The sequence below is a fragment of the Streptomyces sp. NPDC059166 genome (genome assembly GCF_042755185.1).
GTDB lineage: Bacteria > Actinomycetota > Actinomycetes > Streptomycetales > Streptomycetaceae > Streptomyces.
The window spans coordinates 138,119-163,468 of the sequence record NZ_JBHZCI010000012.1 but is presented as its reverse complement, the minus strand read 5'-3'; the positions used below and the strand labels follow the sequence as shown (position 1 = coordinate 163,468).

At 71.2% G+C, this 25,350-nt stretch carries 27 protein-coding genes and 2 pseudogenes; 9 read left to right on the top strand and 20 right to left on the bottom strand.

Going from position 1 to position 25,350, the window contains the following annotated elements:
* Window positions 1-215: 215 nt before the first annotated feature.
* Complete coding sequence (locus ACFXOA_RS12150; RefSeq protein WP_385025528.1) at window positions 216-506, bottom strand: hypothetical protein; 291 nt, start codon at window positions 504-506, stop codon at window positions 216-218.
* Between the two features lie 496 nt (window positions 507-1,002).
* Here ACFXOA_RS12150 and ACFXOA_RS12145 point away from each other — a divergent pair, with 496 nt between their 5' ends.
* Window positions 1,003-1,293, top strand: a complete 291-nt coding sequence (locus ACFXOA_RS12145) for a CPCC family cysteine-rich protein (protein ID WP_385025525.1) — start codon at window positions 1,003-1,005, stop codon at window positions 1,291-1,293.
* A 260-nt stretch (window positions 1,294-1,553) separates the two neighbouring features.
* Here ACFXOA_RS12145 and ACFXOA_RS12140 read toward each other — a convergent pair.
* From ACFXOA_RS12140 to ACFXOA_RS12125, 4 genes and pseudogenes are all read right to left on the bottom strand, one after another.
* Window positions 1,554-1,763, bottom strand: a pseudogene (locus ACFXOA_RS12140) (site-specific integrase); the annotation flags it as partial.
* 22 nt (window positions 1,764-1,785) lie between these two features.
* The gene (gene repSA / locus ACFXOA_RS12135; protein WP_385025522.1) at window positions 1,786-3,168 is read right to left on the bottom strand and encodes a replication initiator protein RepSA; all 1,383 of its coding nucleotides are present in this window, start codon (window positions 3,166-3,168) and stop codon (window positions 1,786-1,788) included.
* Window positions 3,165-3,362: a hypothetical protein gene (locus ACFXOA_RS12130; RefSeq protein ID WP_385025519.1), complete on the bottom strand. Its 198-nt coding sequence runs from the start codon at window positions 3,360-3,362 to the stop codon at window positions 3,165-3,167. Before ACFXOA_RS12130 ends, repSA begins: the two co-directional genes overlap by 4 nt.
* Before the next feature lie 101 nt (window positions 3,363-3,463).
* Window positions 3,464-3,868 (bottom strand): GGDEF domain-containing protein, encoded by a 405-nt coding sequence (locus ACFXOA_RS12125; RefSeq protein WP_385025550.1) that lies wholly within the window; start codon window positions 3,866-3,868, stop codon window positions 3,464-3,466.
* 1,555 nt (window positions 3,869-5,423) lie between these two features.
* On the opposite strand from ACFXOA_RS12125, the gene ACFXOA_RS12120 reads away from it, so the two are divergent.
* Window positions 5,424-5,768 carry a hypothetical protein gene (locus tag ACFXOA_RS12120; RefSeq protein WP_385025516.1) on the top strand — a complete coding sequence of 115 codons (345 nt, stop codon included), beginning with the start codon at window positions 5,424-5,426 and terminating at the stop codon, window positions 5,766-5,768.
* 493 nt (window positions 5,769-6,261) lie between these two features.
* The gene (locus tag ACFXOA_RS12115; RefSeq protein WP_385025512.1) at window positions 6,262-6,726 is read left to right on the top strand and encodes a hypothetical protein; all 465 of its coding nucleotides are present in this window, start codon (window positions 6,262-6,264) and stop codon (window positions 6,724-6,726) included.
* On the opposite strand, the pseudogene ACFXOA_RS12110 reads toward ACFXOA_RS12115, so the two are convergent.
* The 5 genes and pseudogenes from ACFXOA_RS12110 to ACFXOA_RS12090 form a co-directional block, all read right to left on the bottom strand.
* Window positions 6,720-6,938 (bottom strand): annotated as a pseudogene (locus ACFXOA_RS12110) (transposase); the annotation flags it as partial. The gene ACFXOA_RS12115 and the pseudogene ACFXOA_RS12110 sit on opposite strands and share 7 nt — an antisense overlap.
* 93 nt (window positions 6,939-7,031) lie before the next feature.
* The gene (locus tag ACFXOA_RS12105; protein ID WP_385025509.1) at window positions 7,032-7,610 is read right to left on the bottom strand and encodes a dihydrofolate reductase family protein; all 579 of its coding nucleotides are present in this window, start codon (window positions 7,608-7,610) and stop codon (window positions 7,032-7,034) included.
* Window positions 7,611-7,774: 164 nt separating this feature from the next.
* On the bottom strand, window positions 7,775-8,320 hold the full coding sequence (locus tag ACFXOA_RS12100) for an MOSC domain-containing protein (RefSeq protein WP_385025506.1): 546 nt from the start codon (window positions 8,318-8,320) through the stop codon (window positions 7,775-7,777).
* Entirely contained in the window at window positions 8,317-8,919 is a 603-nt protein-coding gene (locus ACFXOA_RS12095; RefSeq protein WP_385025503.1) for a flavoprotein, read from the bottom strand. Before ACFXOA_RS12095 ends, ACFXOA_RS12100 begins: the two co-directional genes overlap by 4 nt.
* Before the next feature lie 86 nt (window positions 8,920-9,005).
* Window positions 9,006-9,518: a hypothetical protein gene (locus ACFXOA_RS12090; protein ID WP_385025500.1), complete on the bottom strand. Its 513-nt coding sequence runs from the start codon at window positions 9,516-9,518 to the stop codon at window positions 9,006-9,008.
* Window positions 9,519-9,782: 264 nt separating this feature from the next.
* Here ACFXOA_RS12090 and ACFXOA_RS12085 point away from each other — a divergent pair, with 264 nt between their 5' ends.
* The 3 genes from ACFXOA_RS12085 (at window position 9,783) to ACFXOA_RS12075 (ending at window position 11,948) form a co-directional block, all read left to right on the top strand.
* Window positions 9,783-9,998, top strand: a complete 216-nt coding sequence (locus tag ACFXOA_RS12085; RefSeq protein ID WP_385025497.1) for a hypothetical protein — start codon at window positions 9,783-9,785, stop codon at window positions 9,996-9,998.
* A gap of 146 nt (window positions 9,999-10,144) precedes the next feature.
* Entirely contained in the window at window positions 10,145-10,579 is a 435-nt protein-coding gene (locus tag ACFXOA_RS12080; protein WP_385025494.1) for a hypothetical protein, read from the top strand.
* 7 nt (window positions 10,580-10,586) lie between these two features.
* A complete protein-coding gene (locus ACFXOA_RS12075) occupies window positions 10,587-11,948 on the top strand; it encodes a DUF1254 domain-containing protein (protein WP_385025547.1) in 1,362 nt (453 codons plus the stop codon).
* Between the two features lie 262 nt (window positions 11,949-12,210).
* On the opposite strand, the gene ACFXOA_RS12070 is transcribed toward ACFXOA_RS12075, so the two are convergent.
* From ACFXOA_RS12070 to ACFXOA_RS12055, 4 genes are all read right to left on the bottom strand, one after another.
* On the bottom strand, window positions 12,211-12,807 hold the full coding sequence (locus ACFXOA_RS12070) for a hypothetical protein (RefSeq protein WP_385025491.1): 597 nt from the start codon (window positions 12,805-12,807) through the stop codon (window positions 12,211-12,213).
* A gap of 4 nt (window positions 12,808-12,811) precedes the next feature.
* Window positions 12,812-14,128 (bottom strand): hypothetical protein, encoded by a 1,317-nt coding sequence (locus ACFXOA_RS12065; protein WP_385025487.1) that lies wholly within the window; start codon window positions 14,126-14,128, stop codon window positions 12,812-12,814.
* Window positions 14,119-14,862 (bottom strand): ABC transporter ATP-binding protein, encoded by a 744-nt coding sequence (locus ACFXOA_RS12060; protein ID WP_385025484.1) that lies wholly within the window; start codon window positions 14,860-14,862, stop codon window positions 14,119-14,121. The genes ACFXOA_RS12065 and ACFXOA_RS12060 overlap by 10 nt, the downstream gene beginning before the upstream one ends.
* A gap of 146 nt (window positions 14,863-15,008) precedes the next feature.
* The gene (locus ACFXOA_RS12055; RefSeq protein ID WP_385025481.1) at window positions 15,009-15,467 is read right to left on the bottom strand and encodes a hypothetical protein; all 459 of its coding nucleotides are present in this window, start codon (window positions 15,465-15,467) and stop codon (window positions 15,009-15,011) included.
* 326 nt (window positions 15,468-15,793) lie between these two features.
* Here ACFXOA_RS12055 and ACFXOA_RS12050 point away from each other — a divergent pair, with 326 nt between their 5' ends.
* Window positions 15,794-16,018: a DUF2277 domain-containing protein gene (locus ACFXOA_RS12050; RefSeq protein ID WP_385025478.1), complete on the top strand. Its 225-nt coding sequence runs from the start codon at window positions 15,794-15,796 to the stop codon at window positions 16,016-16,018.
* A 49-nt stretch (window positions 16,019-16,067) separates the two neighbouring features.
* Here ACFXOA_RS12050 and ACFXOA_RS12045 read toward each other — a convergent pair whose 3' ends face one another.
* The 4 genes from ACFXOA_RS12045 to ACFXOA_RS12030 form a co-directional block, all read right to left on the bottom strand.
* Window positions 16,068-16,760: a DedA family protein gene (locus ACFXOA_RS12045; protein WP_385025475.1), complete on the bottom strand. Its 693-nt coding sequence runs from the start codon at window positions 16,758-16,760 to the stop codon at window positions 16,068-16,070.
* Window positions 16,761-17,007: 247 nt separating this feature from the next.
* On the bottom strand, window positions 17,008-17,466 hold the full coding sequence (locus ACFXOA_RS12040) for a DoxX family protein (RefSeq protein WP_385025472.1): 459 nt from the start codon (window positions 17,464-17,466) through the stop codon (window positions 17,008-17,010).
* Window positions 17,467-17,577: 111 nt separating this feature from the next.
* Window positions 17,578-19,290 carry an alkaline phosphatase D family protein gene (locus tag ACFXOA_RS12035; protein WP_385025469.1) on the bottom strand — a complete coding sequence of 571 codons (1,713 nt, stop codon included), beginning with the start codon at window positions 19,288-19,290 and terminating at the stop codon, window positions 17,578-17,580.
* 99 nt (window positions 19,291-19,389) lie between these two features.
* Window positions 19,390-20,034, bottom strand: coding sequence for an HNH endonuclease family protein (locus ACFXOA_RS12030; protein WP_385025467.1), 645 nt, complete (start codon window positions 20,032-20,034; stop codon window positions 19,390-19,392).
* 340 nt (window positions 20,035-20,374) lie between these two features.
* On the opposite strand from ACFXOA_RS12030, the gene ACFXOA_RS12025 reads away from it, so the two are divergent.
* On the top strand, window positions 20,375-21,109 hold the full coding sequence (locus ACFXOA_RS12025; protein WP_385025464.1) for an ABC transporter permease: 735 nt from the start codon (window positions 20,375-20,377) through the stop codon (window positions 21,107-21,109).
* Between the two features lie 186 nt (window positions 21,110-21,295).
* Here ACFXOA_RS12025 and ACFXOA_RS12020 read toward each other — a convergent pair whose 3' ends face one another.
* A complete protein-coding gene (locus tag ACFXOA_RS12020) occupies window positions 21,296-21,958 on the bottom strand; it encodes an HAD-IA family hydrolase (protein WP_385025461.1) in 663 nt (220 codons plus the stop codon).
* Between the two features lie 189 nt (window positions 21,959-22,147).
* Window positions 22,148-23,104 (bottom strand): peptidoglycan-binding protein, encoded by a 957-nt coding sequence (locus ACFXOA_RS12015; protein WP_385025458.1) that lies wholly within the window; start codon window positions 23,102-23,104, stop codon window positions 22,148-22,150.
* 137 nt (window positions 23,105-23,241) lie between these two features.
* Between ACFXOA_RS12015 and ACFXOA_RS12010 the strand changes: the two genes are divergently transcribed.
* A complete protein-coding gene (locus ACFXOA_RS12010; protein ID WP_385025455.1) occupies window positions 23,242-25,287 on the top strand; it encodes a DHA2 family efflux MFS transporter permease subunit in 2,046 nt (681 codons plus the stop codon).
* The last annotated feature ends 63 nt before the right edge of the window (window positions 25,288-25,350 follow it).

The following is a 25,350-nucleotide window of genomic DNA, read 5'->3' as shown; positions in this document are numbered from 1 at the left end:
GAGCTCGGCCACGTCACCCCCGCCGAACACGAAGCCGCCCACTACGCGGCCCAACCCCCGGCGTCACTCCAGAAAACCAGCTAACTCACTCTCCACAAAACCCGGGGCTTGACAGCGGCCCCCGACCGATTCACCCGGTCAGGGGCCGTTCATCTGCGGTGGGTGTGGGATTTGAACCCACGGTGACATTGCTGCCACGACGGTTTTCGAGATCATCATCGCGGGCGGGCCGCATCGTGCGCCTCAGTGATGAGAGTCTGCACTTCCATGACCACATCGCGGAGGCGTCCCGGCTGCACGGCCTCGCGCGCCATCCACTCATCGAGGCGGGGCCGCAGGTACCTGACTGTCCAACGCCCATGGCGCCGCAGCGTCGAGCGGTTGATCGAGATCTCTTCCTGGATCTCCCGCCGCAGGTCATCAGTCCAGCCCTGCTCACGGTCAAGTTGCTCCAGCGGAGCTTTTAGGGCGGCCACGGCCTTGTCGAGGGACTCTGTCAGATCCACGGCTCTCCAACCTCAAGCATTTCGAACGGTGAACCATCGTGCGTGCCGGTTCTAGCAGCACCGACTTTGCGGTACAGCAGCGCCGTACCGCAACCACAGCAACCGTCCCCGTCCGCTACCGTCTCTTCGGGGCCTCGTAGCGGCCGGTATGGCCGTCGCTGACCGTTCTGGCTAGAGCTACGGATCAGAAGTCCCCCGTGCCACAACCGCGCCAGATAGGGCGGGGACTCACGGGGAACTTCGGTTGCCGGCAGGGACGACAGCAGGCAGACGCCGAAGTCGTCACCTCGCAGGTCAGACACCAACTCGCCCACCTCGCTCCTAAAGCGGTGGCCCGTGCCGTACAGCAGCGGAGTACAGCAACCAGCCGGGCTGGACCCAACCGCCAGCAGCCCCAAGACCGTCTGAGCAGCCGAGTGGACCTCAGCGACCGGCCGGCCCATAGTTCGCATCTATAGGGTCGCGGTGGACTGCTACGGCAGGGCAGGATGCAGCCGTGGTCACTCCTTTCGTCAACATCCACGGGACGGTCGACGGCGGCCCATACCGCTGTCCTTGCTGCGGCTTTGTCACGCTCGACGATCGCGGCAACTTCGAGATCTGTTCCGTGTGCTTCTGGGAGGACGACGGGCAGGACGACCACGACGCAGATCGGATTCGAGGCGGGCCAAACGGACTCCTGAGCCTCACCGAAGCGCGGCGGAACTTTCATGCCATGGGCGCCTGTGACGAGCGGTGCACCCAGTTCGTGCGGGCCCCTCGGCCGGACGAACACCCTCTGGCCTGACATCACCAGCTGACATCAACGCCGCCGGACATCAGCGAACGGGCAAGGCTGACTGAGCACCGACCGGCGACCGAACAACCGCGCTCAGGCTGTCGGTAGATAGAGCTGATCGAACTTACAAAGCAGATGTCGGCGGTTCGAAACCGTCCGCGCCCACCAGTAGGTAGCACGACGAAGGCCCAGGTCACCCGGTACAGAACCGGGAGCCTGGGCCTTGTTCGTTCCTCAGCCGCGAGGGCGGGGGAGAGGCGTCGTGCCAGTCACGTGCCAGATGCTTCATCGGACCCTGCCGGCCGGACCTTCCGGATCTGCTCATCGACGTGCGCCGCGATGGCGTGGTCACGGCCGTTCACCAGGTGCTGATAAATCAGCGCGGCACGCACCGAAGAGTGCCCCATCCGCTGCATCAGCTCACGGGTGGTCGCGCCGCCGGTTGCGGCGAGGGTGTTCCCGGTGTGGCGCAGATCGTGCAAGTCGTGAGCAGTCGGTCAGTCATGCGGCGATGTCTCCTTCCAGGGCGAGGGCTTCGCGTGCGGTTTCTCGGTTGTGTTGGAGGTCTCTGGCGATTGAGGCGGCGAGGATCGATTCGCCGGGGCTGTGGCCTTGTCCGGCGTACTGCCAGTCGGTGAGGACGAGGACGGTTGGGTCCTGGTCGGGGTCGGGCAGGCCGAGTTCCTCGCGCTGCTGGGCGGCGCGGTAGTCGGCTCGGATCTGGCGGAGTGCGCCGAGGGTGGTCGAGTAGCGGCGGGACTTGGAGGAGAAGTGACCGCGGAAGCCGAGCATGTGGGCCCAGGCCCTCAGCCGCCGATCTGGGTAAAGCGGATCGAGGTCGAAGCAGGCTTCGATGAGACGGCGCGGGTGGTCGGGCACATCGAGGAGGACCAGGGCCTCACGGTTGCCGACGCGGCGGTCGACGGTGCCGGTCGTCTCGGCGGCCTTGGTGGCGTACTTGGCGACGTAGGAGGCAACGGCCTGTTCGGTGATGTCAGTCCCAGCGTCGAAGGCGCGAATGGGGCGGATATCGAGCTGGGTGCCCCAGCGAAGTTCGCGGGTGGGTTGGCCAGCGGCGGCCGGGACGGTGATGGTCGTGTAGGCGTGCGCGACGGCGGCGCGGATGGAGTCGTCGAGCAGCTGCACGGAGGCCCAGGAGGGTGGCGGGCTGTCGGCTCCGTCTGGGCCGTCGAGGCGGATGACGGCGTGGAAGTGGACGGCGCCGCGCTTTTGGAACTCGGCGACCTTGCCGTACGACACCCGTGCGGTTTCTTTGAGTTCGCGTTGGGTGAGGCCGGCGCGGGCGGCGATCTCGCGGCGGAGCCGGTTGGTGAAGCGCTGCCACAGATTCCCGGCGTGGTTGTTGAAAAGGACCGCCCCCGCGTAGTCGTAGGAGTCCGGGTCGAGCGGCGTGCCGAGGGTGTCATCGTCGATGCCGTGGGTGGTGCCGCAGCGGCAACGGCCGGTGTCGGGGCGGTTGTGGACGGGGCCGAAGGACGGGGCGGTGAGCGTGGCGAAGACGCGGGGGTGGTCGCGGACGGTGGTGGGGACGTCCTTGTCCTGGTCGCCCGCGAGTCCGGCGCGGATCAGGTGGTAGGTGTCGGCGGAGTAGGTCCAGGCGCAGGCCGGGCAGCGGGAGGCGCGGCGGTTGCCGCAGGCGCCGCGGAGGTGTCCGCCGGGCTCGGTTTCGGTGGAGTAGTGGTGCAGGGTCTGGCCGGTGGTCTTGTCCTTGGTGAGGGTCCAGCCGGAGAGGTGGATGGGGTCGGAGCAGCCGCCGGTGCGGCGGATCTGGTCTTGCCAGCGGTCGAAGCCGGTGGACCCGGCCACCCGCAGCAGGTCGCCGAGGGTGGCCGGGTCCAGACCCGTGAGGATCGTGTCCGTCACGCGTGCTCCCGCTGGACGACCGGGGCCGGGGCCGCGGTGGTGCGGGTGGTGCCGGTGCCGTGGCAGGGGAGGCAGGTGACGGTGAGGGTGGCTCGGGTGCCGTCGTCGAGGAGGGTGCCGGTGTCGATGGCGACGGCGGGGAAGCCGTCGCAGTCCGGGCAGATGCGCGTCGGGGCAGGGCTGTGCTGGGCCATGATGGTGGTCCTTTCGATTGCGGTTGGAAGGGGCCGGACCGTCCGGGCGGCGGCGATGCTTGGCGGCTTGTGCGCCGTCCGGAGGCCGGTCAGAGCGGAGATCAGCGGTTGAGCGTGCGGGGGCCGCGTCGGCCGGATGTTCCCTTGGCCGCGTACATCGCGCTGTCGGCGGTGGCGAGCGCGTCGGAGAGGTTGCGGACCGGCAGGTCTTTCATGTGGCAGGAGCCGACGGACACGAAGACCGGGAGCCGGTGTCCGCCGTAGGCCACGGGCTGATTCAGGGCGGCTTGGAGGCTCTCCAGGTCTGGGGCCTGGCGGGCGATGGCGACGAATTCGTCTCCGCCGAGGCGTCCGGCGATGCCGTTGCGGCCGCACCATGCGGCGAGGCGTTCGGCGGTGACGACCAGGGCGAAGTCCCCGGCGGCGTGGCCGTGGGAGTCGTTGAGGTTCTTGAAGTCGTCGAGGTCGGAAACGCGTGGGTTCGCGGATTCCGGGAGCGGAGAGATGACGAACCCACTCGCCTGTCAGCCTTGGAGGCGGTGTCGGAAGCGGGTTCGGTGCGGGGCGTTGAGGGGCGACCGGTCGTGGTCGAGGATGATGCGGGAATGAATGATCAGGTTCCCGCTGTAATTCCAGCGCTGGTGTTCGATCGGGACTACGTACCCGTGCTCGTCGGCGGCTCGGTAGTACCCAGACGCTTCGCGGTGGGCGGTGCCAGTGTCGTCATAGGCCCGGCCGGAATGTTGATCATTGCGGAAGCGAGTGCCGCACCCGCCAAAAGCGGTGTGTGGAGCGCTGAGGAGGTCCGCTTGATCGGGCCCGCACCGGGGCCAGTCACAGAGCGACTCATGGGGGCGCCCTGGGGTGTGGACGAAGGCTCGTTGTCGATCCACATCGCGGTCCGCGTCGGAGGTGAAGTTTTGTACCTGGGGACCGCCCAGATGAGCCAGGCTGGCACCTCCGATGGCGTTCTCACCGACTGTGAACTGCGCTTCGACGCACCCTTGAGCAGAGAACTCCTCAACCGAGTGCGCCCACCACTTCCACCTGAGCACTTGCCGGACTTGGAGTGGCTGGGGAATGTGAACGGTGACCATGCGGCAGCTCTTGAGCAGTTCGTCACCGGCTGGTACCCGACCGTGGACGCCACCGACTCGCCTACCAGCGGCTCCGCGTCACGCCTTCCCGATGGGCTGAGACAGCTGTACCGGCTCGCGAAGCAGCGGCCGGGTGCCCTCGGAATCCAGAACAGGATCCTGCCCGAGCCAGACCTGCACACCGACCGTCTCGGGGAGATGCTCGTCTTCGGCGTCGAGAACCAAGGAGGCTTCTTCTGGTCACTCCTGTGGACGCTTGAGGGACCTGAAGCCGATCCGACTGTCTGGTTCCGTGAATTCGACGAGGAGCCGATCGCCGAACAGGAACCGCTCAGCGGCTTCCTGATCCAGTTCTCCCTCTTCGAGGCCTCCATGGGCGCCGAATACCTCGCCCTGCCCCGCAAACTCACTGCACCACAGGTCGAGCAACTCACAGAAGCGCTGCACCCTGTCCCCCTGCGTCCCTTCTGGCCCTGGGCACCCACCCACTTCTACGTGGCCCCCGGCCTCGTCGTGCACGTCAGCAGCGAGGACGGCGAAGCATTCGATGTCTGGGCCGGCGCCACCCACCGAAGCGCCCTGGACCCGCTGGCCGGCCTCCCTATCGACTGGAACCGCTTCGACGGCTGATTGTCCCAAGAGGCCAGCTGACGGTCCGCCGTGGTGATCACCTCAGTGCCGGGCGGAACCAGACACCGGCGCTGGGGCGCCAACAGTTCAACAACTGTCGTCGGCCGAGGCGCATACGGGCCCATCGAAGCCGAACCTGTGAGCTGACATCCACTGCTCACAGGCAGCAGACAGCGGCAGTCCCGGAGAACCTTGGACGGCAGCTGTGGCAGGGCCCGCCCTGGTGCTCGACCGTCCGGCCGAACTTGCAAGTCAGGTATCTCCTCCGAGCGCCGTTCGCTCGGAACCCCCGGCCCGGGGACCGACTGTCAGAGCCTGGTGGGAGGGTGTGGCCATGCAGGACACGCTCTTTGACTCGCCGGACGAGACTCCGGAACACGCCGTGATCGCTCGCTTCCAGTTGGGCGGCGACGACTTCGGTGAACCTGACCAGAGGTCCTTGGTCTTTGAAGCCGAGCGGTCCATCGAGGCCGCGGTTGCAGCCGCTGGTGTTGGTGAGGTCGACGGCAATGAGTTCGGCGGGGGAGAGGTTGTGATCTACGCCTATGGTCCTGATGCCGAGGCTCTGTTCCGAGTGATGGAACCTGGGTTGCGGGTGCTTCCGTTTCGGCCGGCACACGTTGAGCTGCGCTATGGGGAGCCCGGTGACGACGTCGTGAGCGAGCGTGTTGAGCTCTAGGCACGCGTGCCAGATGCGTGCCAGATCGAGCGGTCAGTCACGGTCATTTGGGGAACGTCACGGCGTCAGCAGCTGGTGACAGCCCGCGCGGCACACAGACAGACTGAGCTGCGGTGACGACTCAGAGACCGTTGCCAGGCTTACAAAGCAGATGTCGGCGGTTCGAAACCGTCCGCGCCCACCAGCCAGAACGCCCCCGCAGCGAGCCGCTGCGGGGGCGTTTGACGGTAGTGGCTGACGGCAGTCTCTCGGCTGGGTCGCACTGAGAGCAGAAACCCTCTCCGCAGGTTCAGGCACTCGATCTGCTCGATGCGCTCTCCGGTGGCCGTCGGGGTCCTGCGCTCATGATTCCGCCCTGCCCAGAGCCCCGGTCGCGATGGTCGGGAGAGTGGCGAGAGGGCCTGATCTGGGCTCAACACCAGGAGCTGTCCGGCCGATCACAGGTCGGTGTACGGTCCCGGCGGTCGTCCTCGCGGTCCCATAACCTGCGTCCATGACCACCGAGGAGTACCTCTCGACGATTGACGCGTTGGCCGTGCTGCCGTTCCCGGAGGCGACCTATGCCGACGCCTCAGGGGAAGGTGGACCGGAGCACCATGTGCGCTGGCTGCAGATCAGTCGTGAGTTCTGGGATGACGACGACGGCCAGGCCTGGATCGAGGCCGAAGCCGACCTGCGGGCCTGCCTCGACGACCTGGCCGCACGCCTGACGGCTCGATGGGGCGAAGCGTCGGTCGTGGACCTCTGGCCGTATCTGAGTGCCGGCTGCGAGGGAGAGCCGGTGCCGGAGCCGATCAACTACCTCAGCCAACAGGTCGTGTGCATGCAGGTGTGGCCGCTTCCCGACAGCGGTCGTTGGCTGGCGCTGGCACTCGGCCAGGCCGACAAAGAGCTGCCGCTCATCCTGTTTGCCGCAATCGGCCGGGCTTCCGCACTCGACTTGAACCTGAGCCGATGACGCTCGTAGACCGTGTTCCACAGCCCGGACCGCTCCGGCAGATCGCGCCGGTGCACCCCGGTCCGCACCGGGTGCACAATCCCGTCGATCACCTGGCGGTGGTCGCGCCGCCGCCCGCATCGACCGTTGCTGACGGGTAGGAGCGGCTGCAACTGTTCCCACTCAGCGTCCGACAGATCACCGCGTTCACCCTGCTCCCACGAGCTGACGATCCGCCTGGGCGACAGTCACGACGGTCGACCGAGGCCGTCCGTTGCGAATCGCACCGGCCGTCGGCAGCCGGGCAGCGGATTCGCGGGCCGGGCTCAGGTGTGCAGCGTGGGCCGGTAGTGGAGTTCCTGGATGTGGCCGTCGAGCGTGTGGTGCTCGATCAGTTCGAGGTCGAAGTCCGCGGCACCCTCGAAGACCGGGTCCAGGCCGGACTTCCCGGTGATCACGGGGAAGAGGGTCACCTGTACGCGGTCGACGAGGCCGGCCGCCATCAGCGCCCGGTTCATCGCCAGGCTGCCGTGCGAGCGCAGGGGCACGTCCGAGTCGTTCTTGAGGCGCGTCACGACGTCGACCGCGTCGCCCTTGGCGATGTGCGCGTCCGGCCAGTCGAGGGGGCCCTCCAGGGTGGAGGAAACGACCGTCGCGGGGAGGTTCCGCATGCGGGTGACCCAGGGGTCGCGCACATCGGAGTCGTCCGTGCTCTCGGCGAGCATCCGCGCGAACAGCCGGTAGGTGTTGGCGCCGAAGACCATCCGCTGCTCCGTGTCGTACAGGGAGAGGCGGTGGTCCAGGAGTTCCGGGCCCTGCTTGCCCCAGTAGCCGGTCCAGTCGCCGCCTGCGGCGCCGAAGCCGTCGAGGCTCGAGAAGATGTCGAACGTGTAGGTGGCGGTCATGACGGTTCCTCCGGTGCGATGGCCCTCGCTGCGGCATGTCGGGCATGTGGTGGTTCGGCCTTCGGAGGTAAAGACTGCCGACAGACGTGGGACTCATCGCTCCGCCACGCGCGGAGCTGTGGCTTCGAGCGTCCCGCCGTACGGCATTCGCCCGCCGCACCCTCTCAGACGCGCTCCAGCGGGCGGTGCGGGCCCGGCGGGAGTTCGACCTGGACGGTGTCCTGCGGGCACACCGGGCCGCCGGTGCGGACCACGGCCATGATGCCGGATTTGAAGGTGAAGTCCCCCGACACCGGGTCGAGGGCGAAGACCTCACCGAGCAGGCCGGTCCGGAAGTCGTTGATCTTCGAGCACGGGTTGCGCAGACCTGTGACCTCGACGACCGCGTGCTCGCCGAGGTGCAGCAGGGCGCCCGTGGGGAGGGAGAGGAGATCGATGCCCCGTGTGGTGATGTTCTCGCCCAGATCGCCCGGGGCGACGGAGTAGCCCTTGAGGGCGAGTTCGTCGAAGAGCTCCTCGTGCATCAGGTGCACCTGGCGCAGGTTGGGCAGGTCGGGTTCGTAGGTCATGCGGAACTGGTGGCGGATCGTCCGGCCCGCGTGGACGTCGCCCTCGACGCCCAGGCCCGCCAGCAGGGTCACGGACGCGCGGCGCGGCTTGCTGAACGAGTACGAGGGATTGCTGCTCACCGCGGTGACTCTGCCCGTCATCTCTCCACCCCGCCCACCGGTCCGCGCCCCGGATCAGCCGCCGGGATGCCCACGTGGTCGAGGATCGTAGCCCAGGGGAGTCCACGGTCGCCCGGCCCCTGCCGGGGCTCGTACAGGGGGAAGACGTCCGGACCGTGGACCAGTTCGACACCCGCCCCGCGGAGTGTCACGATGTGTCCCTGCCACGCCGGGTGCCGGGTGTGCGCCGCGTTGACGCGAGGGAACAGCACGACGGGCACACCGATCGTCCCCAGGGCCTCGCTCACCTGGGTGAGGGCCTGGTTGTCCGCGATGCCCAGGGCGAGCTTGGCCACGTAGTTCGCGCTCGCCGGTGCCACGACCCAGCGGTCGGCGACCGGGTGGGGACGGGGCTCGGCCGGCAGCCGGGGGGTGTCGCGTACGGGCAGCCCGGTGAGAGCCTCCAGTCTGTCCAGCTCTCCGGCGGCCCTCAGCCACCGGCCGGCGGTCGGGGTGAGGGTGACGGCGACCTGCCACCCCAGGGCGACGGCCGGTTCGACCAGGCCGGTACGCAGTTGCTCGACCCCGTCGGCCGCCGTACCCACCACTCCCAGCACTCCGCGGCTGCTGCCTGCCCTCACCGGTTCCTCCGCTCCGGTCCGTCCGAACCGTGATCGTGACGTCCCGAACCGTGATCGTGACGTCGTCGTGCAGTGCCCGCGCCGGGTCAGTCGCGGATGCCGAGGCTTTCACGCATCACGCGGTGCAGGACCGCGAGTCGCGGATCGGCGGCCCTGACGTCCACGAGCAGCCGTTCCGCCGTCTCGCCGTCGCGGGGCACCCCGCGGTCGACGCGCTTGAGGGCGGCGTCCACTCCGGCCAGGACGGCGTTCAGAGCCCTGGACGCGGCGAGGACGGTGCCGGGGACGATCATCTGGGCCTCGGCATAGCGGTCCCGGTAATCGCGCCGGGCCTCCTCGAGCGCGGTCCGGTCCTCCTCGGTGTAGACCCCGTCGCGCACGCGGTGCAGCGCGTCCTTGAGGAGCGTGTGGAAGTGGCCGGTGGCCCGGTTCATCGCGATGTACGAGGCACGCCGGTCGTCCAGGAAACGCCGCTCCTCCTCCGCCCGGAGGTCGGCCGAGCGCTGCCTCCGGGCCGCACGGCTCGTGATCACCGGGGCGAACAGTGTGCCGAGCACACCGAAGACCGCGGTGATCATCGCGGCTATGGCGGCACTCATGCCGGAGACCCTAGCGCGGGCCCACTGGCGACACGTGGCGTCCGGACGGAAGGACCGGGAAGGCCGGAGGACGGGGGCCGGGGGCCGGGAGCCGGGAGGCCGAGAAATAGGGCGGGGGGCCGGGAGGCCGAGAGGCCGGGAAGCCGGGAGGGCCGGGAAGGCCGGAGGTGGTACGGAAAGAGGGCCGGAAAAGCCCGCAGGCGTGGGCTCGCCCCGCGGCGGGCCCGGGATGCGAGCGAGCGGGCCCCGGGGGACCGTGGAGGCATGTCCGGACATCCACCCGTGATCGTGTATCCGCCCTCGGCCAACGGCGGCCGGAGGGTCACCGTGCGTGGGCAGATCGTGGGGCTGGCGCACGGGCGTGGGGACGTAGCGTCCTTCCTGCGGGACGCCGGCCTTCACGGAGGGGCCGAGGAGATCGATCTCGACCAGCCGGAGCTGATCGAGTGGCGGGGCGGTGACCTCGACACCTGGGGGTGAGCCCCGGGCAGATCGGCCCGCCGGCCGATCGCGGAGGGCCCCGCCTTCACCCGGACGGATGCGTAGGGATCGTGGGCGGGCCGGTCGTCGCGGAGGGTCGGATCTGCCCGCGGCAGTGCGGGTGGTCCGTCGAGTGGAGGAAGACCATGGCCCAGTCAGCACCCGCCCCCGGTTCCTCGCGGCCCTCGTCCCCGGACGACGCAGGCCCCTGGGCGACGGGCGGGGTGATGTTCGCCGGGGTGCTGCTGCTCGTGGACGGAATCCTCGCCGTCGTGAAAGGGATCGCCGGCATCGCGTCCGACGAGGTGTACACGCGCGTCAACGACTACACCTTCGCGTTCGACGTCACCGCCTGGGGCTGGATCCACCTGGTCCTCGGTGTGGTCCTCGTGTTCGTGGGGTGGGGCATCCTGCAGGGCGCGGCCTGGGCGTGGGGGGTGGGCGTCGCACTGGCGGCGATCAACCTGATCGTCAACTTCGTGTGGCTGCCGTACCAGCCGGTGTGGGCGGTCATCTCGGTGGCGATCGACGCCTTCGTGATCTGGGCACTGTGCGCCCATCGGGCGAAGCCGGTCGTCTGACGTGACCATGGGACCCGGCGGCAGGGAACCGGACGTCGTCACGGCGCTGGCAGCCGACGCGTACGTCTACGGGTCGCCGCTCGTGCGCACGCTGTCCGCCGTCCGGTCCTGCCTCCAGGAAGGGTGCGGTTCGACGGGCCCCGCGCCGTTCAACGCCTTCGCCCACGCCGACGGGCCGGCCACGCCCGGCACACCCGTGGCGTACGCCCCGGCCGATCTGGTGGACGCGGTCGCCCAGCTCGACCTGTCCGGCGGACCGGTCCGGCTGCACGTCCCCGACACCGGAGGGGCGTACTACGTGCTCCGTCTCACGGACGCCTGGAGCAACTCCTTCGCCTACCTCGGTCCGCGGGCCACCGGCACCGGGGAGGGGGACTGGCTGATCGTGCCGCCCGGATGGTCCGGCACCGTGCCCGAGGGGGTGTCGGGCGTCGTCGACGCACCCACCTCCGTCGTCTCCGTCATCGGGCACATCGCCTGCGACGGCCCCGGGGACATGCCCCGGGTGCGGGCTCTCCAGCAGGAGTTCACGCTCACGCACCTGGGCGACCGGGCGCACCGGACGGGGCTCCCCGCCGCCGAGTCGGCCGTTCCGCGCGAGCTGCGGTTCTTCGAGGAACTCCGGGTGTGGATGGCCGACTTCCCGGCTTCGGCCGCCGACCGCGCCTACCAGGACCGCTTCCAGCCGCTGGGGCTCCTGGAGGAGGGGGTCTCCCCGTACGTCGCGGCCGGACCCGGACTCGTGCGCGCCCTCGGGCGGGGGCTCGCGCTCGGCCGGCTGCGGGTGGAGGAGGCGGCCCGGAGGGTCGCGGCCGTGCCCGCCGGACCGCACGGCGCGTGGCGGACGCTGGAGCATCTACGGGACCACAACGTGGACCACCTGGGCGTCGGCACCCTCACCGCGCCCGAGTGGAAGATCACCGACCGGGAGGCGTCCTACCTGGTCAGAGCCGTCGCGGTACGTCGAGGACACCGCCTGCCGCACGGGTACGAGGCGGTGTACGCGACGACCTCACGGGACTCGGCCGGTCACCCGCTGACCGGCGCCCACGCCTACGAGCTGCGCCTCGCTCCGCCGCCCCCGGTCCGCGCGTTCTGGTCGCTGACGGTGTACGACAGCCCCGGCGGCCGTCTCGTCGCCGACACCCGTGAACGGTACGCGGTCGGTAGCCGGAGCCCCGGCCTGGTGTACGGCGCCGACGGGTCGCTGACGCTGAGGCTCTCCGCCGTTCCGCCCGAGGACACCACTGCGGCGGCGAACTGGGTGCCTGTGCCGCCCGGCGCCTTCCGCCCGGTGATGAGGCTGCACCTGCCGGACCGGCCGGTGCTCGACGGAAGCTACGCCCTCCCGCCGTTCGTGAGAACGTGAGCCGTCCGGGAGAACGTGAGCCGTCCGGGAGAACGTGAGCCGTCCGGGAGAACGTGAGCCGTCCGGGAGAACGTGAGCCGTCCGGGAGGGCGTGAGCTGCTCGTGGACGCATGAGCCGTCCGGGAGGGCGTGAGCCTTCCGCTCGTGCACGGCGTGCGTCCTGGTGTGGGGCAGGCGGTCCCGTATGCCGTCCGTTCCGACCGGTGAGGCCACCGTCCCGGCCGGCCACCGGCTGAGCGGCCCCGTCCGAAGGTGCTGCGGCTCAGTCCGCCTCGGCCCCGCGGAGCAGGGGCGGTGCGGGGTTCGTCGCCGTGCCGAGGGCCAGGGCCACCGCCGCTGTGAGAGCCGCGGGCAGGTGGTCGGGGGAGAGCAGGACGACCGACCACGGATGGGGCCGGCCGCCGCCGCCCGCGTCTCCGACGAGCATCATCGTGATCACCCAGGCGACCGGGGCGAGGGCGGCCACCTCGTGCCCCGCCACCCGCCGGACGCACAGCATCAGCCCGACCAGGAAGGCGGTGTTGCGGCCCGCCGTGTTCGCGAGAGGTGCGTCGGCGAGCACCGTGACGGCATACGCCACGGCGATCGCCGCCAGGACCGTGGCCAGGACCAGCGCCTGGTCGTAGCGGGCGACGGGCCTGCTGCCCGAGGCCTCGGCGGAGGGGAGCCGGCTGCTCAGGGAGAGGGTGAGCCCCATGCAGGCGAGCAGCGGGGCGAAGAGGACGAGGGGGCGGGCGGTCTCGCTGCCCAGGGAGGGCAGATCCACCAGCGAGTCCCCGGCGGCCGCGGTGAGCGCGGCGTACGCCACGAGGGTGGCGGCGAGGACCGGGACCCGTCGCGTCTTCAGCCACATGCGCATCGGATCAGCCCTCCGTCCCGCCGGGCAGCGGCATGGTCTCCGGTGCGGGTTCGCACCGCTTGAGCAGGGCGACGTTGCGCTCGAACCAGGCGAGCTGTTCCCTGGCCGGCCGTTTCGTCTCACGCTCCACCACGGGCATCACCCGGGGATCGGCGGCCAGCTTCTGACCGTACTGGCCCTGGATCTCACCGGCGTCCATGCCGGCCTTCACCATGAGCCACGCCGCGAGTGCGCCCGCGTGACCGGTGCGGGTGTCCGACGTCGTGGGGCAGGCGGGCATCAGCGGCAGCGCCGACGCCGCGACGGCTGCCCGGACGTCGACGTCACCCATGTCGCGGTAGAGGAACAGCCTCCACGTCCGCTCGTCGACGTCGGCGGCCTCGGAGACGAACGCGAGCTCGTCCGGCCCTTCGAGGCCGGCCTGCACGAGCCGCGGGACGATCTCGTCCGCGGCGGCGGTGACCGGACCCAGGCTGTCCCGCGCCTCCAGGGGGACGCAGATCCTCGGAGAGGAACCGGTGCACACGGGCGGGTCGGTGCGGGCGCGCAAAGGCGGGTCGCCGTTCCAGTCGCGTACGGGAAGGATCGCCGAGACGGCGAACACGCCGAGGCAGACCACGGAGGCCACGGCCGCGGCGCCGACGCGCACGGCGCGAGGGCGGCGCCACCGGGCGATCTCGGCCGAGACGAGGACGGCCGCCAGGACACCGGCGCCCAGCACCACGGGTACGAGGAGAGCCACCGGGTTCATGGTGGTGGTGACGTCACCGTACGGCGCGCCCAGCCAGCCGGTGAGCTCACGCAGCCACATCGGGTCGACGACGGTCACCGGCATCACGAGGCACAGGTAGTCGACGACGAGGATCAGCGGGGAGGCCAGGATCCGGGGCAGCACCATGCCGAGGCCGTACCCCAGGGCCGTGTGGACGACGATGAGGCAGGCTGCCATGGCCAGCACGCCCAGGTGAGGCCAGTCGTGTGCGGCGCCGGTCTCGGCTCGCACGGTCGCCAGGCACACCGCGACCGCCGACACCCCGAGCAGCAGCACGGGCCACAGCACTCCGGCGGCGATCCTGTACCTGCCCCGCACGGGCGCGAGACGGTGGACGCCCGCCTTCCGCAGCCGTCCGGCCTCCCAGGCGGCGAAGGCCGCGCAGGCGGGGGCGTAGAAGGGGAGGGTGTGTCCGACCAGGGCGGTGTTGCCCGCCCAGTAGGCCGGTTCGTTCGACGCCTCGTGGCTCGTGACGAGCCACACCCAGCCGAAGACCAGCGGAGCGATCCAGATGACGCCGGTGGTGCGCAGGGCCGTCGCTATGCGCACGCCTCCTCCCGGACGGTGGCGTGGTACGCGGCTTCCGCGAGGCGTCCAGGGGCGGTGCCGGCGGGGGCCAGCGCGTGGAAGTCGCGCACCGGGCCGGCGAAGCGGACGGTCCCGCCGTCCAGCACGACGACGTGGTCGTAGGTGTCCTCCAGGTCGGCGACGTCGTGGGTGGAGAGCAGCACGTGCTGGTCGAGGCTCCCCAGGATCTCGTGGAAGACCCGCCGCTGGCGGGGGTCCATCCCGGCCGTCGGCTCGTCGAGCAGGAGGACCTCGGCCTCGTGCACCAGGGACTGGGCGACCCCCACCCTGCGCTGCTGCCCGCCGGACATGCGGCGGACCTTCCGGTCGGCGAGCTCACCGAGTTCGACCCGTTCGAGGGCCCGGAGGGAGGCGTCCCAGGCGTCCTTGCGGGTCATGCCCTTCAGCCAGCCGACATAGGCGACCTGCTCACGTGCGGTCAGCCTCGGCACCGACTCGATGTGCTGCGGCAGCCAGGCGACCCGCCTGCGGTGCTCCGCCAGGGTGGAACGCCTGCTGGTCTCCCGCCCTCCGTAGGTGACGGTGCCGGCCTGCGGCCGGAGCACGGAGGCGGCCAGTGAGAGGACCGTCGACTTCCCGGCCCCGTTGGGCCCCAGGAGCACGGTGCGGCCCGCTGGGAAGGCGAAGGTGAAGTCCTGGACGACCGGACTGCGGCGGCGGTAGCCGAACGAGGCCGAGCGGAAGCCGATGGGCATGTGCGCACTCTCTTACGGTGACGGTGGGGTGGGGCCCTTCGGACGGGACGGGCCACGGCGGACACCGGTGCGGGGGGAGCTGCCCCGGGCCGCTCGGACGAGCCGGGGCCCGCGCCCTTTCGTCGCGGGCCCCGGAACGCTCCGGATCACCACATGTGGACGCGGGTGGCGGACAGCGTGGGTCCGCTGCCGGCGCCGTTGGTGCTTCCGTTCACCGCCTTGATCTGGAAGTAGAGGTCGTCACCCTTCCTCCCGGACCACTCCCCGTGCGACTGGCCGCCGTCGAAGCAGGCGGTGAAGGTCTTGGTCTCCCAGTACTCGTTCGGCGTCGTGTAGTTGTAGTTGATCAGCTGGACCTTGGTCGACTCGTCGACATAGCCGTGGTCAGGCGTCCTGCAGTTGTAGAAGTCGATGATCGTCGGGGCTGTCCCGATGTCCGTCTTGCTGGACGAGAAGCCCGGGCGTACTCCTGACAGGTAGCTGTCGATGGAGGCGATGGAGAAGCCGCTCCGCTTGCCCGAGGAGGGGTCCTCGGCGGACGCGGAGGGTGCGGCGGCGAGCGGCAGCAGGGCGGCGCAGGCGATGACTGCCGCGGCCTTGGACATAATGACGGATGAGCGCATTGATCACTCCTGAGGTGACGGGCGTTCGCGGGGCCGGACCGGCCCCTCCGTCCTCTCCGGGGTGCGACCCGGGGAGGACGGCCAAGCTTCACCTCTGGTTCAGACCATCGACAGCCCAATTCCCCAAACGTGATCTTCCCGTGATCAAAACCCTTCGCTGGAAGGTCAGTTGGGCGATACATCCGGGCAGGCCGCGCTGTTCGTCGCGCAAGCGGACCGGTGGGGAGGCCGTCGGATCCATCGTGCGGACCGATGGGGGCAGAGGTGTTCTCGGATGCGTTGTCAGTGGGACGCCTCACACTGGAGGCATGTGCCGCAGCATCAAGACGCTTCGTCCGCCCGCCATCCCCGAAGAGGCCACCGAGGAGGAGATGAGAGCCGCCGCCCTGCAGTACGTGCGCAAGGTCTCCGGTTTCCGTGCGCCCGCCGCGCACAACCAGGAGGTGTTCGACCGTGCCGTCGCCGAGATCGCCGAGGCCACCCGGCGCCTGCTGGACGGACTGGAGGTGCGGGGCGCCTCCGCGCGGGTCTGAGCCGGGCCGCGCGGCCCGGTCGCCCGTGGCCGCGGGGTGAGTGGGCCCGTCAGCTCCCGGCCGTGACCCCGGCGGGCTGGGCGGGCGCCGCGTGCGCGGGCCGGCGTACGACCACCGCCGCGAGGGCGCCCGCCAGGAAGAGGGCGAGGACGGAGACCGCCGTGCCCAGCCAGCTCGCGCCCAGGAACTGGCCGCCGAAGTAGCCGAGGCCCACGCTGTATACCGCCCAGGCCACGCCCGCCACGGCCGACCACGGCAGGAACTCCTTCGCCTTGCGGTGAGCGGCGCCCGCACCGAGGGAGACCACGGAGCGGCCCGCGGGCGCGAAGCGGGCTACGACGACGAGCGCGCCGCCGCCCCGGCTCAGCGCGGCGCCGAGACGTTCCTGCGCGGAGGTCAGTCTGCGGGACCTCGCGATGGCCCGGTCGAGGCGTTCGCCGCCGCGCCAGGCGAGCCGGTAGGCGACGAGGTCACCGAGGACCGAGGCTGTCGCGGCGCACAGCGTCAGGACGAGGAGTGACGGCACCTGCCGCGAGGCCTCGCCGGCCGCCGCGGTGACGGCGGCGGTGCCCGCGGCGGCCGTGGCGGTGACGGAGGTGGTGCTCGCGGCGGCGGCCGTGGCGGCGGTGATCACCAGCACGCCGCTGGGCAGCACCGGCAGGAAGACGTCCAGGAGCACCGAGAGGGCGACCACCGCGTAGATCCATGGGCTGCCGGTCAGGGCACCCACACTCTCGAGCACTTCTACTCCCCGTCCCATCTGACGTGTCAACGCCGCGACGTCGCAGGGGAGCGGCAGGAGCGGCAGGTTCAGCTGTACAGCGTACGCCTGCGGCTCACGCCGTTCACCCGCTATTCGCCGGGTGTGGGGCCGATGTTGTACAGCTCACGTGGAACGCTCCCCGTGCGAACGGTGCGCGCCTCCCCGCGCGAGCGGCCCCGGCGCCCTCGGGGTGGAGGGGGCCGGGGCCGCCGGTGCGGTACGCCGGTCAGGCCGAGACGGTACGGGCCTTCTCGGGGGCGGGCTCGCTCTCGCGCGGCGTGCCCGCGCGGGAGGGGAGAAGGCGGTCCAGCGCGAGGGCGCCGGAGCCCGTGAAGACGAGGAGCAGGAAGGCCCAGCAGAAGACCGCCGAGGCCTCGCCGCCGTTCTGCAGGGGGAACAGGGACTCGGGCTGGTGCACCTTGAAGTACGCGTACGCCATGGAACCCGAGCAGACGAGCGATGCGATGCGGGTGCCGAGGCCGAGTGCGACCAGGGTGCCGCCGACGAGCTGGATGACGGCCGCGTACCAGCCGGGCCAGGTGCCGGCGGGTACGGTGCCGCCGCCCATGGAGCCGCCGAGGACCCCGAAGAGGGCGGCGGCGCCGTGGCATGCGAAGAGGAAGCCGAGCACGGCCCGGAAGAGTCCGAGTGCGTAGGGCTGTGCGTGATTCAGGCGCGTCGACATGGAGGTGGGGCTCCTTCGGTCTGGGGACGAGAACCGATCGGGGCCCCACAGGTTAGGTTCACCTCACTTATGCTTGCAAGTTCAACAGTCTGTGGAGTGGCTGAAAATCGATCACCGGTTCGAGGTGAGCGGGCGCTCCAGGACGGTCTCGAGCTGTGCCCCCGTAGGTCCGTCCTTGGCCTGAACCAATGTCAGCGCTGCTTTTCGGCCAGTGAGTGTGAGGGTCATGAGCTGATTGCCGAACCAGGGTCCGCCCTCCTTGCGCCAGCGCATTCCGATGGGTGCCGTACGCCCGTGGAGCGCCAGCGCGCGACCGAGGCGCCTGCCCGCCCGGCTCCAGCCGAACCGGAAGCCCGCGCGCAGGTATGCGGGGACGGAGTTGTGGACGGGGGAGCAGGTCAGCTGAAGGATGCGTGAGGCGGGAGTCGCCTCGGGGGCGGAATCGGTCCACCGCGGCTCGGCGATGTAGGCGTGGTGCACATCGCCGGAAAGGACGCAGATGGTCGCAGGTGCCCCGGAAGCGGACCCCGTCTCCCTCAGCAGCTCCGACAGGCGCTGGAAGGAATCCGGGAAGGCGGCCCAATGTTCCAGGTCACCGGCCCGGCGCACCTTCTCCCCGATGCGCGCCCAGCGCTTCCCCCGCTCGCCCCGGCAGAGTGCGGCGTTCCAGCTCTCCGCCTCGTGTATCAGGGGCGGCAGCAGCCAGGGGAGCGACGTGCCGATCAGCAGATGGTCGTACGCGCCGGGGTCGGACAGGACCTCCTCGCGCAGCCACCGCTCCTCCTCCTCGCGGAGCATCGACCGCCGGTGCTCGTCCAGGACGCGGGCCGCCCGGGAGTCCACCATCAGCAGCCGGGTTCGGCCGAAAACGCGCCGGTAGCTCCACCGGGCCCGCGCCGGATCGGCGTCCACCTCGGCCGCGTGGACGCGCAGCGCCTCCGTGCCGTCCGGGTCCGCGTGGACCGCCGCGTAGACCGGGTCGGCCTCCAGGGCTTCCGGGGAGAGGTTCCCCAGGTGCTGGTAGACCCAGTACGACATGAGCCCGCTGACGATCCGCTCGTGCCACCAGGGCGTGCCCCGCATGTCCCGGAGCCAGGCCTCGCTGGTGTTCCAGTCGTCGACGACGTCGTGGTCGTCGAAGATCATGCAGCTGGGCACCGTGGAGAGCAGCCAGCGCACGTCCGGGTCGCGCCACGACTCGTCGTAGAGGTGGGTGTACTCCTCGTAGTCCGCGACCTCGGCGCCCGGTGCCTCCTTCAGGTCGCGGCGGGCGGCCAGCCGCCTCCGCGTGGCCTGCGAGGTCTCGTCCGCGTACACCTGGTCGCCCAGCAGCAGGAGGACGTCGGGGCGGGCGGCGCCGGGGTCGGCCGCGAGGCGGACCGCGAGGGTGTCGAGCGCGTCGGGGCCGATGGGGTCCGAACCGCCGGGGAGCGGCCGGGAGTCCAGCGGGGCGCCGTATCCGCGGCCTGGCGGGGCCGCCCACCGGCACGAGCCGAAGGCGACCCGCACCGGATCCGCGCCGGCGCGCTCCGGCGCGGGGGCGGAGATGGTGCTCGGCGGGTACGGGGAGTCCTCGGCCGGCCAGACGCGGCGGCCGTCGAGCAGGACCTCGTAGGCCGTGGTCGTGCCCGGCGTGAGGCCGGTCACGACCACGAGGGCGTAGTGGTGTCCCTCGACGGCGAAGGTGGGGGAGGTGCCGCCGGCTCCGTCCGCGCAGCGGACCTCCGCCGTGCAGGGTCTGGTCGCCTCGACCCAGACGGTCGCCCGGGAGCCGGACTCCCAGTCGACGTACCTCAGCAAAGGTCCCAGGCGTAGCCCGGCCATGTGTGCCCTCCTCGCGTCGCCGTGACCGATGGCTCCGAAGGGTACGGAACGGCGGCGGAGGAGGGCAGGGCGGTACGGCCGTGACCGGGAGGGGGCGGGTCAGCAGCCGTTCAGCACGGACTGCAGGGCGCTCTTCTCGGCGGAGTCGACCTTCAGTCCGTAGTAGTGCTTCACGTGCACCCAGGCGCGGGCGTAGGTGCAGCGGTAGGCGGTGCGCGAGGGCAGCCACTCGGCGGGGTCCTGGTCGCCCTTGGACTGGTTGACGTTGTCGGTGACCGCGATGAGCTGAGGCCGGGTCAGGTCGTTGGCGAAGGACTGGCGCTGGGCGGTGGACCAGCTGCTCGCCCCCGAACGCCACGCCTCGGCGAGCGGGACCATGTGGTCGATGTCGAGGTCGGAGGCGGCGCTCCAGGTGGCGCCGTCGTACTGCGAGTACCAGCTTCCGGAGGTGGCGGAGCAGGAGGAGTTCTGGGCCACCCCGGTGCCGTCACGCTTCAGCACCACTTCGCGGGTGTCGCAGCTGCCCGACTGGGTGATCCAGTGCGGGAACTTGTCCCTGCTGTAGCCGGAGGAGGAGCCCTCGGCGGCCACGGTGAGCTGACTCAGGTACGAGCGTGCGGTCGAGGCGGCGATCGGAGTGGGCATCGCGGCCTGGGCGGTGGGGGCCGTGAGCAGCCCCGTCGTGGCGGCGAGCGCCGCGGAAGCGGCGACGACGGCTATGCGACGCGCGTAGATACCGGACATGCGAGCTCCCTTGTGTGGGGGTGTCGAGCGGCGGCCTTCGGGCCAGGCCAGCGTGGCGGCGCCTGGTTTCGGTGGGGTGGTCGCCAGGTAACAGCGTGGCGACATGCGCACGTCACATCAAGAGGTAGGACAATAGCTCTGACGTCCCGTCCGAAGTCCGTTCGAGTACGGCCCCTGACGGGACGTCGGGCAGGGGCGTGCCGCAAGGGCGCCCCGGGGCGCCGCCCGCAGGTGCCCGGTAGGGCGCCCCGGGGCGCTGCCCGCACACGCGCCAGATCCCGCCGACCCGCCCCCACGGGCGGACGGAGCCACTGCGTCGGCACCCCCTAGGGTTCGGGGGGTGCTGCTTCCCGTCGGTCCCGCGCTCGGCGTCGTACTCGCCGTACTCCTGGTCCTCGCCGTCGCGGTCGCCGCCTGGGCGTCGCTGGGCAGGTTCCGCGAGATCGCCGTGGCCGGGCTGCGCGCGGCGGTCCAACTGGCCGCCGTCTCACTGCTCATCGGCTGGGTGGTCCACCACCTGGGGGCGCTGTCGGCCTTCCTGGGGCTGATGTTCGCGGTCGCGGTGCGTACGGCGGGACGCCGCGTCACCCCCAACGGCACCTGGTGGTGGGCCGCGCTGCCGATCGGGGCGGGGGTCGTGCCGGTGGTCGCGATGCTGCTGCTGACGGGGCTGCTGCCGGTGCGGGGCATCGCGGTCATCCCGGTGACCGGCATCCTCATCGGGGGCGCGCTCACCGCGACCGTGCTCGGCGGGCGGCGCGCACTCGACGAACTCGGCACGCGGCGGGGGGAGGTGGAGGCGGGGCTGGCCCTCGGACTGACCGACCGGGACGCCAGGCTGGAGATCGCCCGCCCCGTCGCCTCGGACGCGCTGCTCCCGGGGCTGGACCAGACGAGGACGGTCGGACTCGTGACCTTGCCCGGGGCCTTCGTCGGGATGCTGCTGGGCGGCGCGTCACCGGTCGAGGCCGGCGCCGTCCAGCTGTTCGTCCTGGTGGCCCTGATGGCGGTCCAGGCCGCCGCGGTCGCGCTCGTCCTGGAACTGGTCGCGCGGGGGCGGATGCACCGGGACTGAACCCGGGCCCCTCACGCCGGGACGGGGCCGGCGGCGGACCCGCCGGGGCGGGACCCGCCTGGGGCCCGCGGGCGGAGGGGTCCGGCCGGTGGGCGGTGTGTCAGGTGCCGGGCGCCCGACGGTGTGCGGGGCGGGGCCGACCGGACGGTGCGGGGTGCGCGCCGGCCGGAGCCTCGGCGGCCGGTCCTACCGGGCGTCGATGTGCAGGCGGATCGAGCCGTCGGCGGCGGTCTCCACGCGGAGCTGCGTCAGGTCGTGCACATGGGCGTCGGGGGAGAGGGCCGCCGCGCGCGGGCCGACGCCCACGACGCGCATGCCCGCCGCCCGGCCGGCCGCGATCCCGGCCTCCGAGTCCTCGAACACCACGCAGTCGGCGGGGGCGAAGCCCAGGTCCGCCGCGCCCTTGAGGAAGCCCTCGGGGTCGGGCTTGCTGGCGCCCACCATCTCGGCCGTGACCCGGGTCTGCGGCATGGGCAGGTCGGCGGCCGTCATCCGGGCCCGGGCGAGCGAGGAGTCCGCCGAGGTCACGAGCGCGTGCGGGAGCGCGGCGATCGACGCCATGAAGGCGGGCGCGCCGTCGATCGGCACGACGCCCTCGGTGTCGGCGGTCTCCTCGGCGAGCATGATCCGGTTCTCCGCGTAGTTCTGCTCCATGGGGCGGTCCGGGAGCAGCGCGGCCATCGTGGCGTAGCCCTGGCGGCCGTGGACGACCTTGAGCGCCTCCTCGGGGTCGAGCCCCTGTGCGAGCGCCCAGCGGCGCCAGCAGCGCTCCACCACGGCGTCCGAGTTGACCAGGGTCCCGTCCATGTCCAGCAGGAGGGCGCGGGCTTCGAGGACGTTGGCCGACATGGGCATGCTCCAGAACGCGGGGGGAAACAGCTCGCGGCTGCGGGTGAAGAAAAAACAAGTAGCCCCGCCCGCCGGTCAGGGAGAACGAGCGGAGGCTACTTTGTTCCTCCACGATACAAAAAGGGGCGGTGAAACGCCAATCCGCGCGGCGGGGCGCATCGGCCCCCGCCGCGAACCGCTCCCGCCGGTTCAGCCCCGGCGCCCCTGCCCGGTCGTCTGCGCCTCCAGGGCGCGCCGGGTCTCCGGACCGTAGACACCCGGCGCGTCACTCCGCACCGACACCCACCGCTGGTACTCCGCGACGGACTGCTCCACCTGCTCCGAGTACGTGCCGCTCTCCGGGCCGCGGTACACCCAGATCTCCTGCAGTCTGCGCTGGAGCTCGGACACCTCCGCCCCGCGGTCCCCGCGTCGCAGCGTGTTCGTCGCCAGTCCCTCGACCGGCGGCGCGGCCGACGGGGACGCCGTGGTGGGCTCCGCCGTCACGGACGGGGAGGCGGACACCGTCGGGGAAACCGAGGCGGAGGGCGACGCCGACGGACTCTCCGAGGGCGTCGGGGACGCCGACGGAGAGGCCTGGGCGGTCCGGGACGGCGAGGTGGAGGCGGAGGCCGACGGGGACTGCGACACCGATGCGGCGGGCCCGTCGTCCGCGTCCGGCACGCTCGTCGTGAACTCCGGCAGCGCCGTCCCGTGCTCGTCCTCGTCGCCGAACATGCCGCTCGCGAAGGCCGCCGTGCCCACCACCGCGACCACGGCGGCGCCCACCGCGAGGGCGGCGAACGGTCGCCGCCGCCGCGGCCGCACGGGGTCGGACCCACCTCCGGCGTACGCCGCCGCCGAGCGCCGGCGGGTCTCGTCGGCCGCGGCCGAGGTGTCCGGCCGCGCGGCCCCGTCCCGCACCCCGTCCAGGAAGAGCGGCATCGTCGTGGCCGCGGCGCCCGGGACGCCGCCGTCGTCCGGGCTCTCGCCGTCCAGCCTCACGTACGGCCGGATCCTCAACGGGTCGAAGTCCTCCGCGGCCGCCATCTCCGCCGTACGGGCGTCGCGTCCGGGTCTCGCGTCCGCGCCGGCCCCGCAGGCACACACCGCCCCGGGTCTCGCGTCCCGCTCGCCGCCGCACTCCGGGCATATATGTCCGGTCATCGTGGGTTCCCCTCCCCTTTGAACTGCCAGCGATTATGCAGCAGCCACGGAGCGGTACCGCGCCCGTACCGCCGCTCGGCAGGCCATAACGGCACACAGCGGCCAGGATGGGGTCAAGCGGACCCGAGGAGATGTCCATGGCCCAGCAGATGAGCCCGCCACCCCTGCCTGCGGGAGCGGCGCGGTCCGGGCGGAACGTCCTGGTGCCCATCGGGGCGCTGCTCCTCGGAATGCTGCTCGCCGCACTCGACCAGACCATCGTCTCCACCGCTCTGCCCACGATCGTGAGCGAGCTCGGCGGCCTCGACCATCTGTCATGGGTGGTCACCGCCTACATGCTGGCCGCCACCGCGGCCACCCCGCTCTGGGGCAAGCTCGGCGACCAGTACGGGCGCAAGAAGCTCTTCCAGACGGCCATCGTCATCTTCCTCATCGGGTCCGCGCTCTGCGGCATGGCCCAGAACATGCCGCAGCTCATCGGCTTCCGCGCCCTCCAGGGACTCGGAGGCGGAGGGCTGATGGTGCTGTCGATGGCCATCGTCGGCGACATCGTCTCCCCGCGCGAGCGAGGCAAGTACCAGGGTCTCTTCGGTGCCGTCTTCGGTGTCACCAGCGTCCTGGGCCCGCTGCTCGGGGGCTTCTTCACCGAGCACCTCAGCTGGCGCTGGGTCTTCTACATCAACCTGCCCATCGGCGTCGTCGCGCTGCTGGTCATCGCCGCCGCACTGCACATCCCGGTCCGCCGCACCAAGCACACCATCGACTACCTGGGCACCTTCCTCATCGCCTCGGTCGCCACCTGCCTGGTCCTCATCGCCTCGCTCGGCGGCACCACCTGGTCCTGGAGCTCGCCGCAGATCATCGTCCTGGCGGTGCTGGCCGTCGTGCTGCTCGCCGGATTCGTCGCGGCCGAACGCAGGGCGGCTGAGCCGGTGCTGCCGCTCAAGCTGTTCCGGATGCGGACGTTCGCCCTCGTCGCGGTCATCAGCTTCGTCATCGGGTTCGCCATGTTCGGCGCCATGACCTACCTGCCGACCTTCCTCCAGGTCGTGCACGGCATCACCCCGACGATGTCCGGCGTCCACATGCTGCCGATGGTCTTCGGCCTGCTGATCACCTCCACGGCCTCCGGCCAGATCGTCAGCCGCACCGGCCGCTGGAAGGTGTTCCCGATCGCCGGCACCGCCGTCACCGTGATCGGCCTCCTGCTGCTCCACACACTCTCCGAGACCAGCTCCACCTGGACGATGAGCCTCTGCTTCTTCGTCTTCGGCGCGGGCCTCGGCCTGGTGATGCAGGTGCTCGTCCTGATCGTGCAGAACTCCGTCGGCTACGAGGACCTGGGCGTCGCCACCTCCGGCGCCACCTTCTTCCGGTCCATCGGCGCCTCGTTCGGCGTCGCCGTCTTCGGCACGATCTTCACCAACCGGCTGACCGGGAAGCTCGGGGAGGCGCTCAGCGGCCGGGCGCTCCCGCCCGGCGTGGACGCCGACGCGCTGGCCGCCGACCCGCGGGCCATCGGCCGCCTCCCGGCGGACCTGCGCCCCTCGGTGCTGAGCGCGTACTCCACCTCGATCACCGACGTCTTCCTCTACGCCGCGCCCGTCGTGGTCCTCGCCTTCGTCCTGGCCTGGTTCCTGAAGGAGGAACCGCTGCGCGGCTCGGTGACCGCGCCCGACACCAGCGAGACCCTCGCCTCCAACCCGGTCCAGCGCTCCTCGTACGACGAATGCGCCCGCGCCCTGTCCGTGCTCGCCACCCGCGAGGGGCGCCGGGAGATCTACGAGAAGATCACCGCGAGGGCCGGGTACGACCTGCAACCCGCTGCCAGCTGGCTGCTGCTGCGCATCAAACGGCACGGCACCGTCGAGCCCGGCAGGCTGGCGGAGGTCGCGCCCGTACCGCTGAGGGTGATCACCTCGGCGGCCCGGCAGGTGGAGGAACGCGGCCTCGCGAGGCGGGAGGGCATGCAACTGGTGCTCACCGAACCAGGCGCCGAGGCCGTCGTCCGGCTCTCCGCGGCCCGGGAGGAGTCCCTGGCCGAACTGCTCGGCGACTGGTGGGGGCCGGACCGGCCGACCGACCTGGTCAGGCTGGTGACCGAGCTGTCCGCCGAGGTCAGCGGATCGAGCAGGGAGCGGCCCCACATGCCCGAACCCCGCCGGGACCACTCGGCCGGCTGACCGGGCCGGGGCGTCCACCCCGCCGGGCCGTCCGCGCCCCTCGGGAACCGGGCGGCCGACCGG

Bases quoted from the DNA above. Each gene is read 5' to 3' on its own strand.
- ACFXOA_RS12075 (WP_385025547.1), top strand. From the start codon at position 10,587: ATGGGACCCGGCGGCAGGGAACCGGACGTCGTCACGGCGCTGGCAGCC.
- ACFXOA_RS12100 (WP_385025506.1), bottom strand. From the start codon at position 8,320: ATGACGGGCAGAGTCACCGCGGTGAGCAGCAATCCCTCGTACTCGTTC.
- ACFXOA_RS12085 (WP_385025497.1), top strand. From the start codon at position 9,783: ATGTCCGGACATCCACCCGTGATCGTGTATCCGCCCTCGGCCAACGGC.
- ACFXOA_RS12070 (WP_385025491.1), bottom strand. From the start codon at position 12,807: ATGCGCATGTGGCTGAAGACGCGACGGGTCCCGGTCCTCGCCGCCACC.
- ACFXOA_RS12010 (WP_385025455.1), top strand. From the start codon at position 23,242: ATGGCCCAGCAGATGAGCCCGCCACCCCTGCCTGCGGGAGCGGCGCGG.
- ACFXOA_RS12115 (WP_385025512.1), top strand. From the start codon at position 6,262: ATGACCACCGAGGAGTACCTCTCGACGATTGACGCGTTGGCCGTGCTG.
- ACFXOA_RS12060 (WP_385025484.1), bottom strand. From the start codon at position 14,862: ATGCCCATCGGCTTCCGCTCGGCCTCGTTCGGCTACCGCCGCCGCAGT.
- ACFXOA_RS12105 (WP_385025509.1), bottom strand. From the start codon at position 7,610: ATGACCGCCACCTACACGTTCGACATCTTCTCGAGCCTCGACGGCTTC.
- ACFXOA_RS12015 (WP_385025458.1), bottom strand. From the start codon at position 23,104: ATGACCGGACATATATGCCCGGAGTGCGGCGGCGAGCGGGACGCGAGA.
- ACFXOA_RS12130 (WP_385025519.1), bottom strand. From the start codon at position 3,362: ATGGCCCAGCACAGCCCTGCCCCGACGCGCATCTGCCCGGACTGCGAC.
- ACFXOA_RS12090 (WP_385025500.1), bottom strand. From the start codon at position 9,518: ATGAGTGCCGCCATAGCCGCGATGATCACCGCGGTCTTCGGTGTGCTC.
- ACFXOA_RS12055 (WP_385025481.1), bottom strand. From the start codon at position 15,467: ATGTCCAAGGCCGCGGCAGTCATCGCCTGCGCCGCCCTGCTGCCGCTC.
- ACFXOA_RS12020 (WP_385025461.1), bottom strand. From the start codon at position 21,958: ATGTCGGCCAACGTCCTCGAAGCCCGCGCCCTCCTGCTGGACATGGAC.
- ACFXOA_RS12035 (WP_385025469.1), bottom strand. From the start codon at position 19,290: ATGGCCGGGCTACGCCTGGGACCTTTGCTGAGGTACGTCGACTGGGAG.
- ACFXOA_RS12120 (WP_385025516.1), top strand. From the start codon at position 5,424: ATGCAGGACACGCTCTTTGACTCGCCGGACGAGACTCCGGAACACGCC.
- ACFXOA_RS12030 (WP_385025467.1), bottom strand. From the start codon at position 20,034: ATGTCCGGTATCTACGCGCGTCGCATAGCCGTCGTCGCCGCTTCCGCG.
- ACFXOA_RS12040 (WP_385025472.1), bottom strand. From the start codon at position 17,466: ATGTCGACGCGCCTGAATCACGCACAGCCCTACGCACTCGGACTCTTC.
- ACFXOA_RS12050 (WP_385025478.1), top strand. From the start codon at position 15,794: ATGTGCCGCAGCATCAAGACGCTTCGTCCGCCCGCCATCCCCGAAGAG.
- ACFXOA_RS12080 (WP_385025494.1), top strand. From the start codon at position 10,145: ATGGCCCAGTCAGCACCCGCCCCCGGTTCCTCGCGGCCCTCGTCCCCG.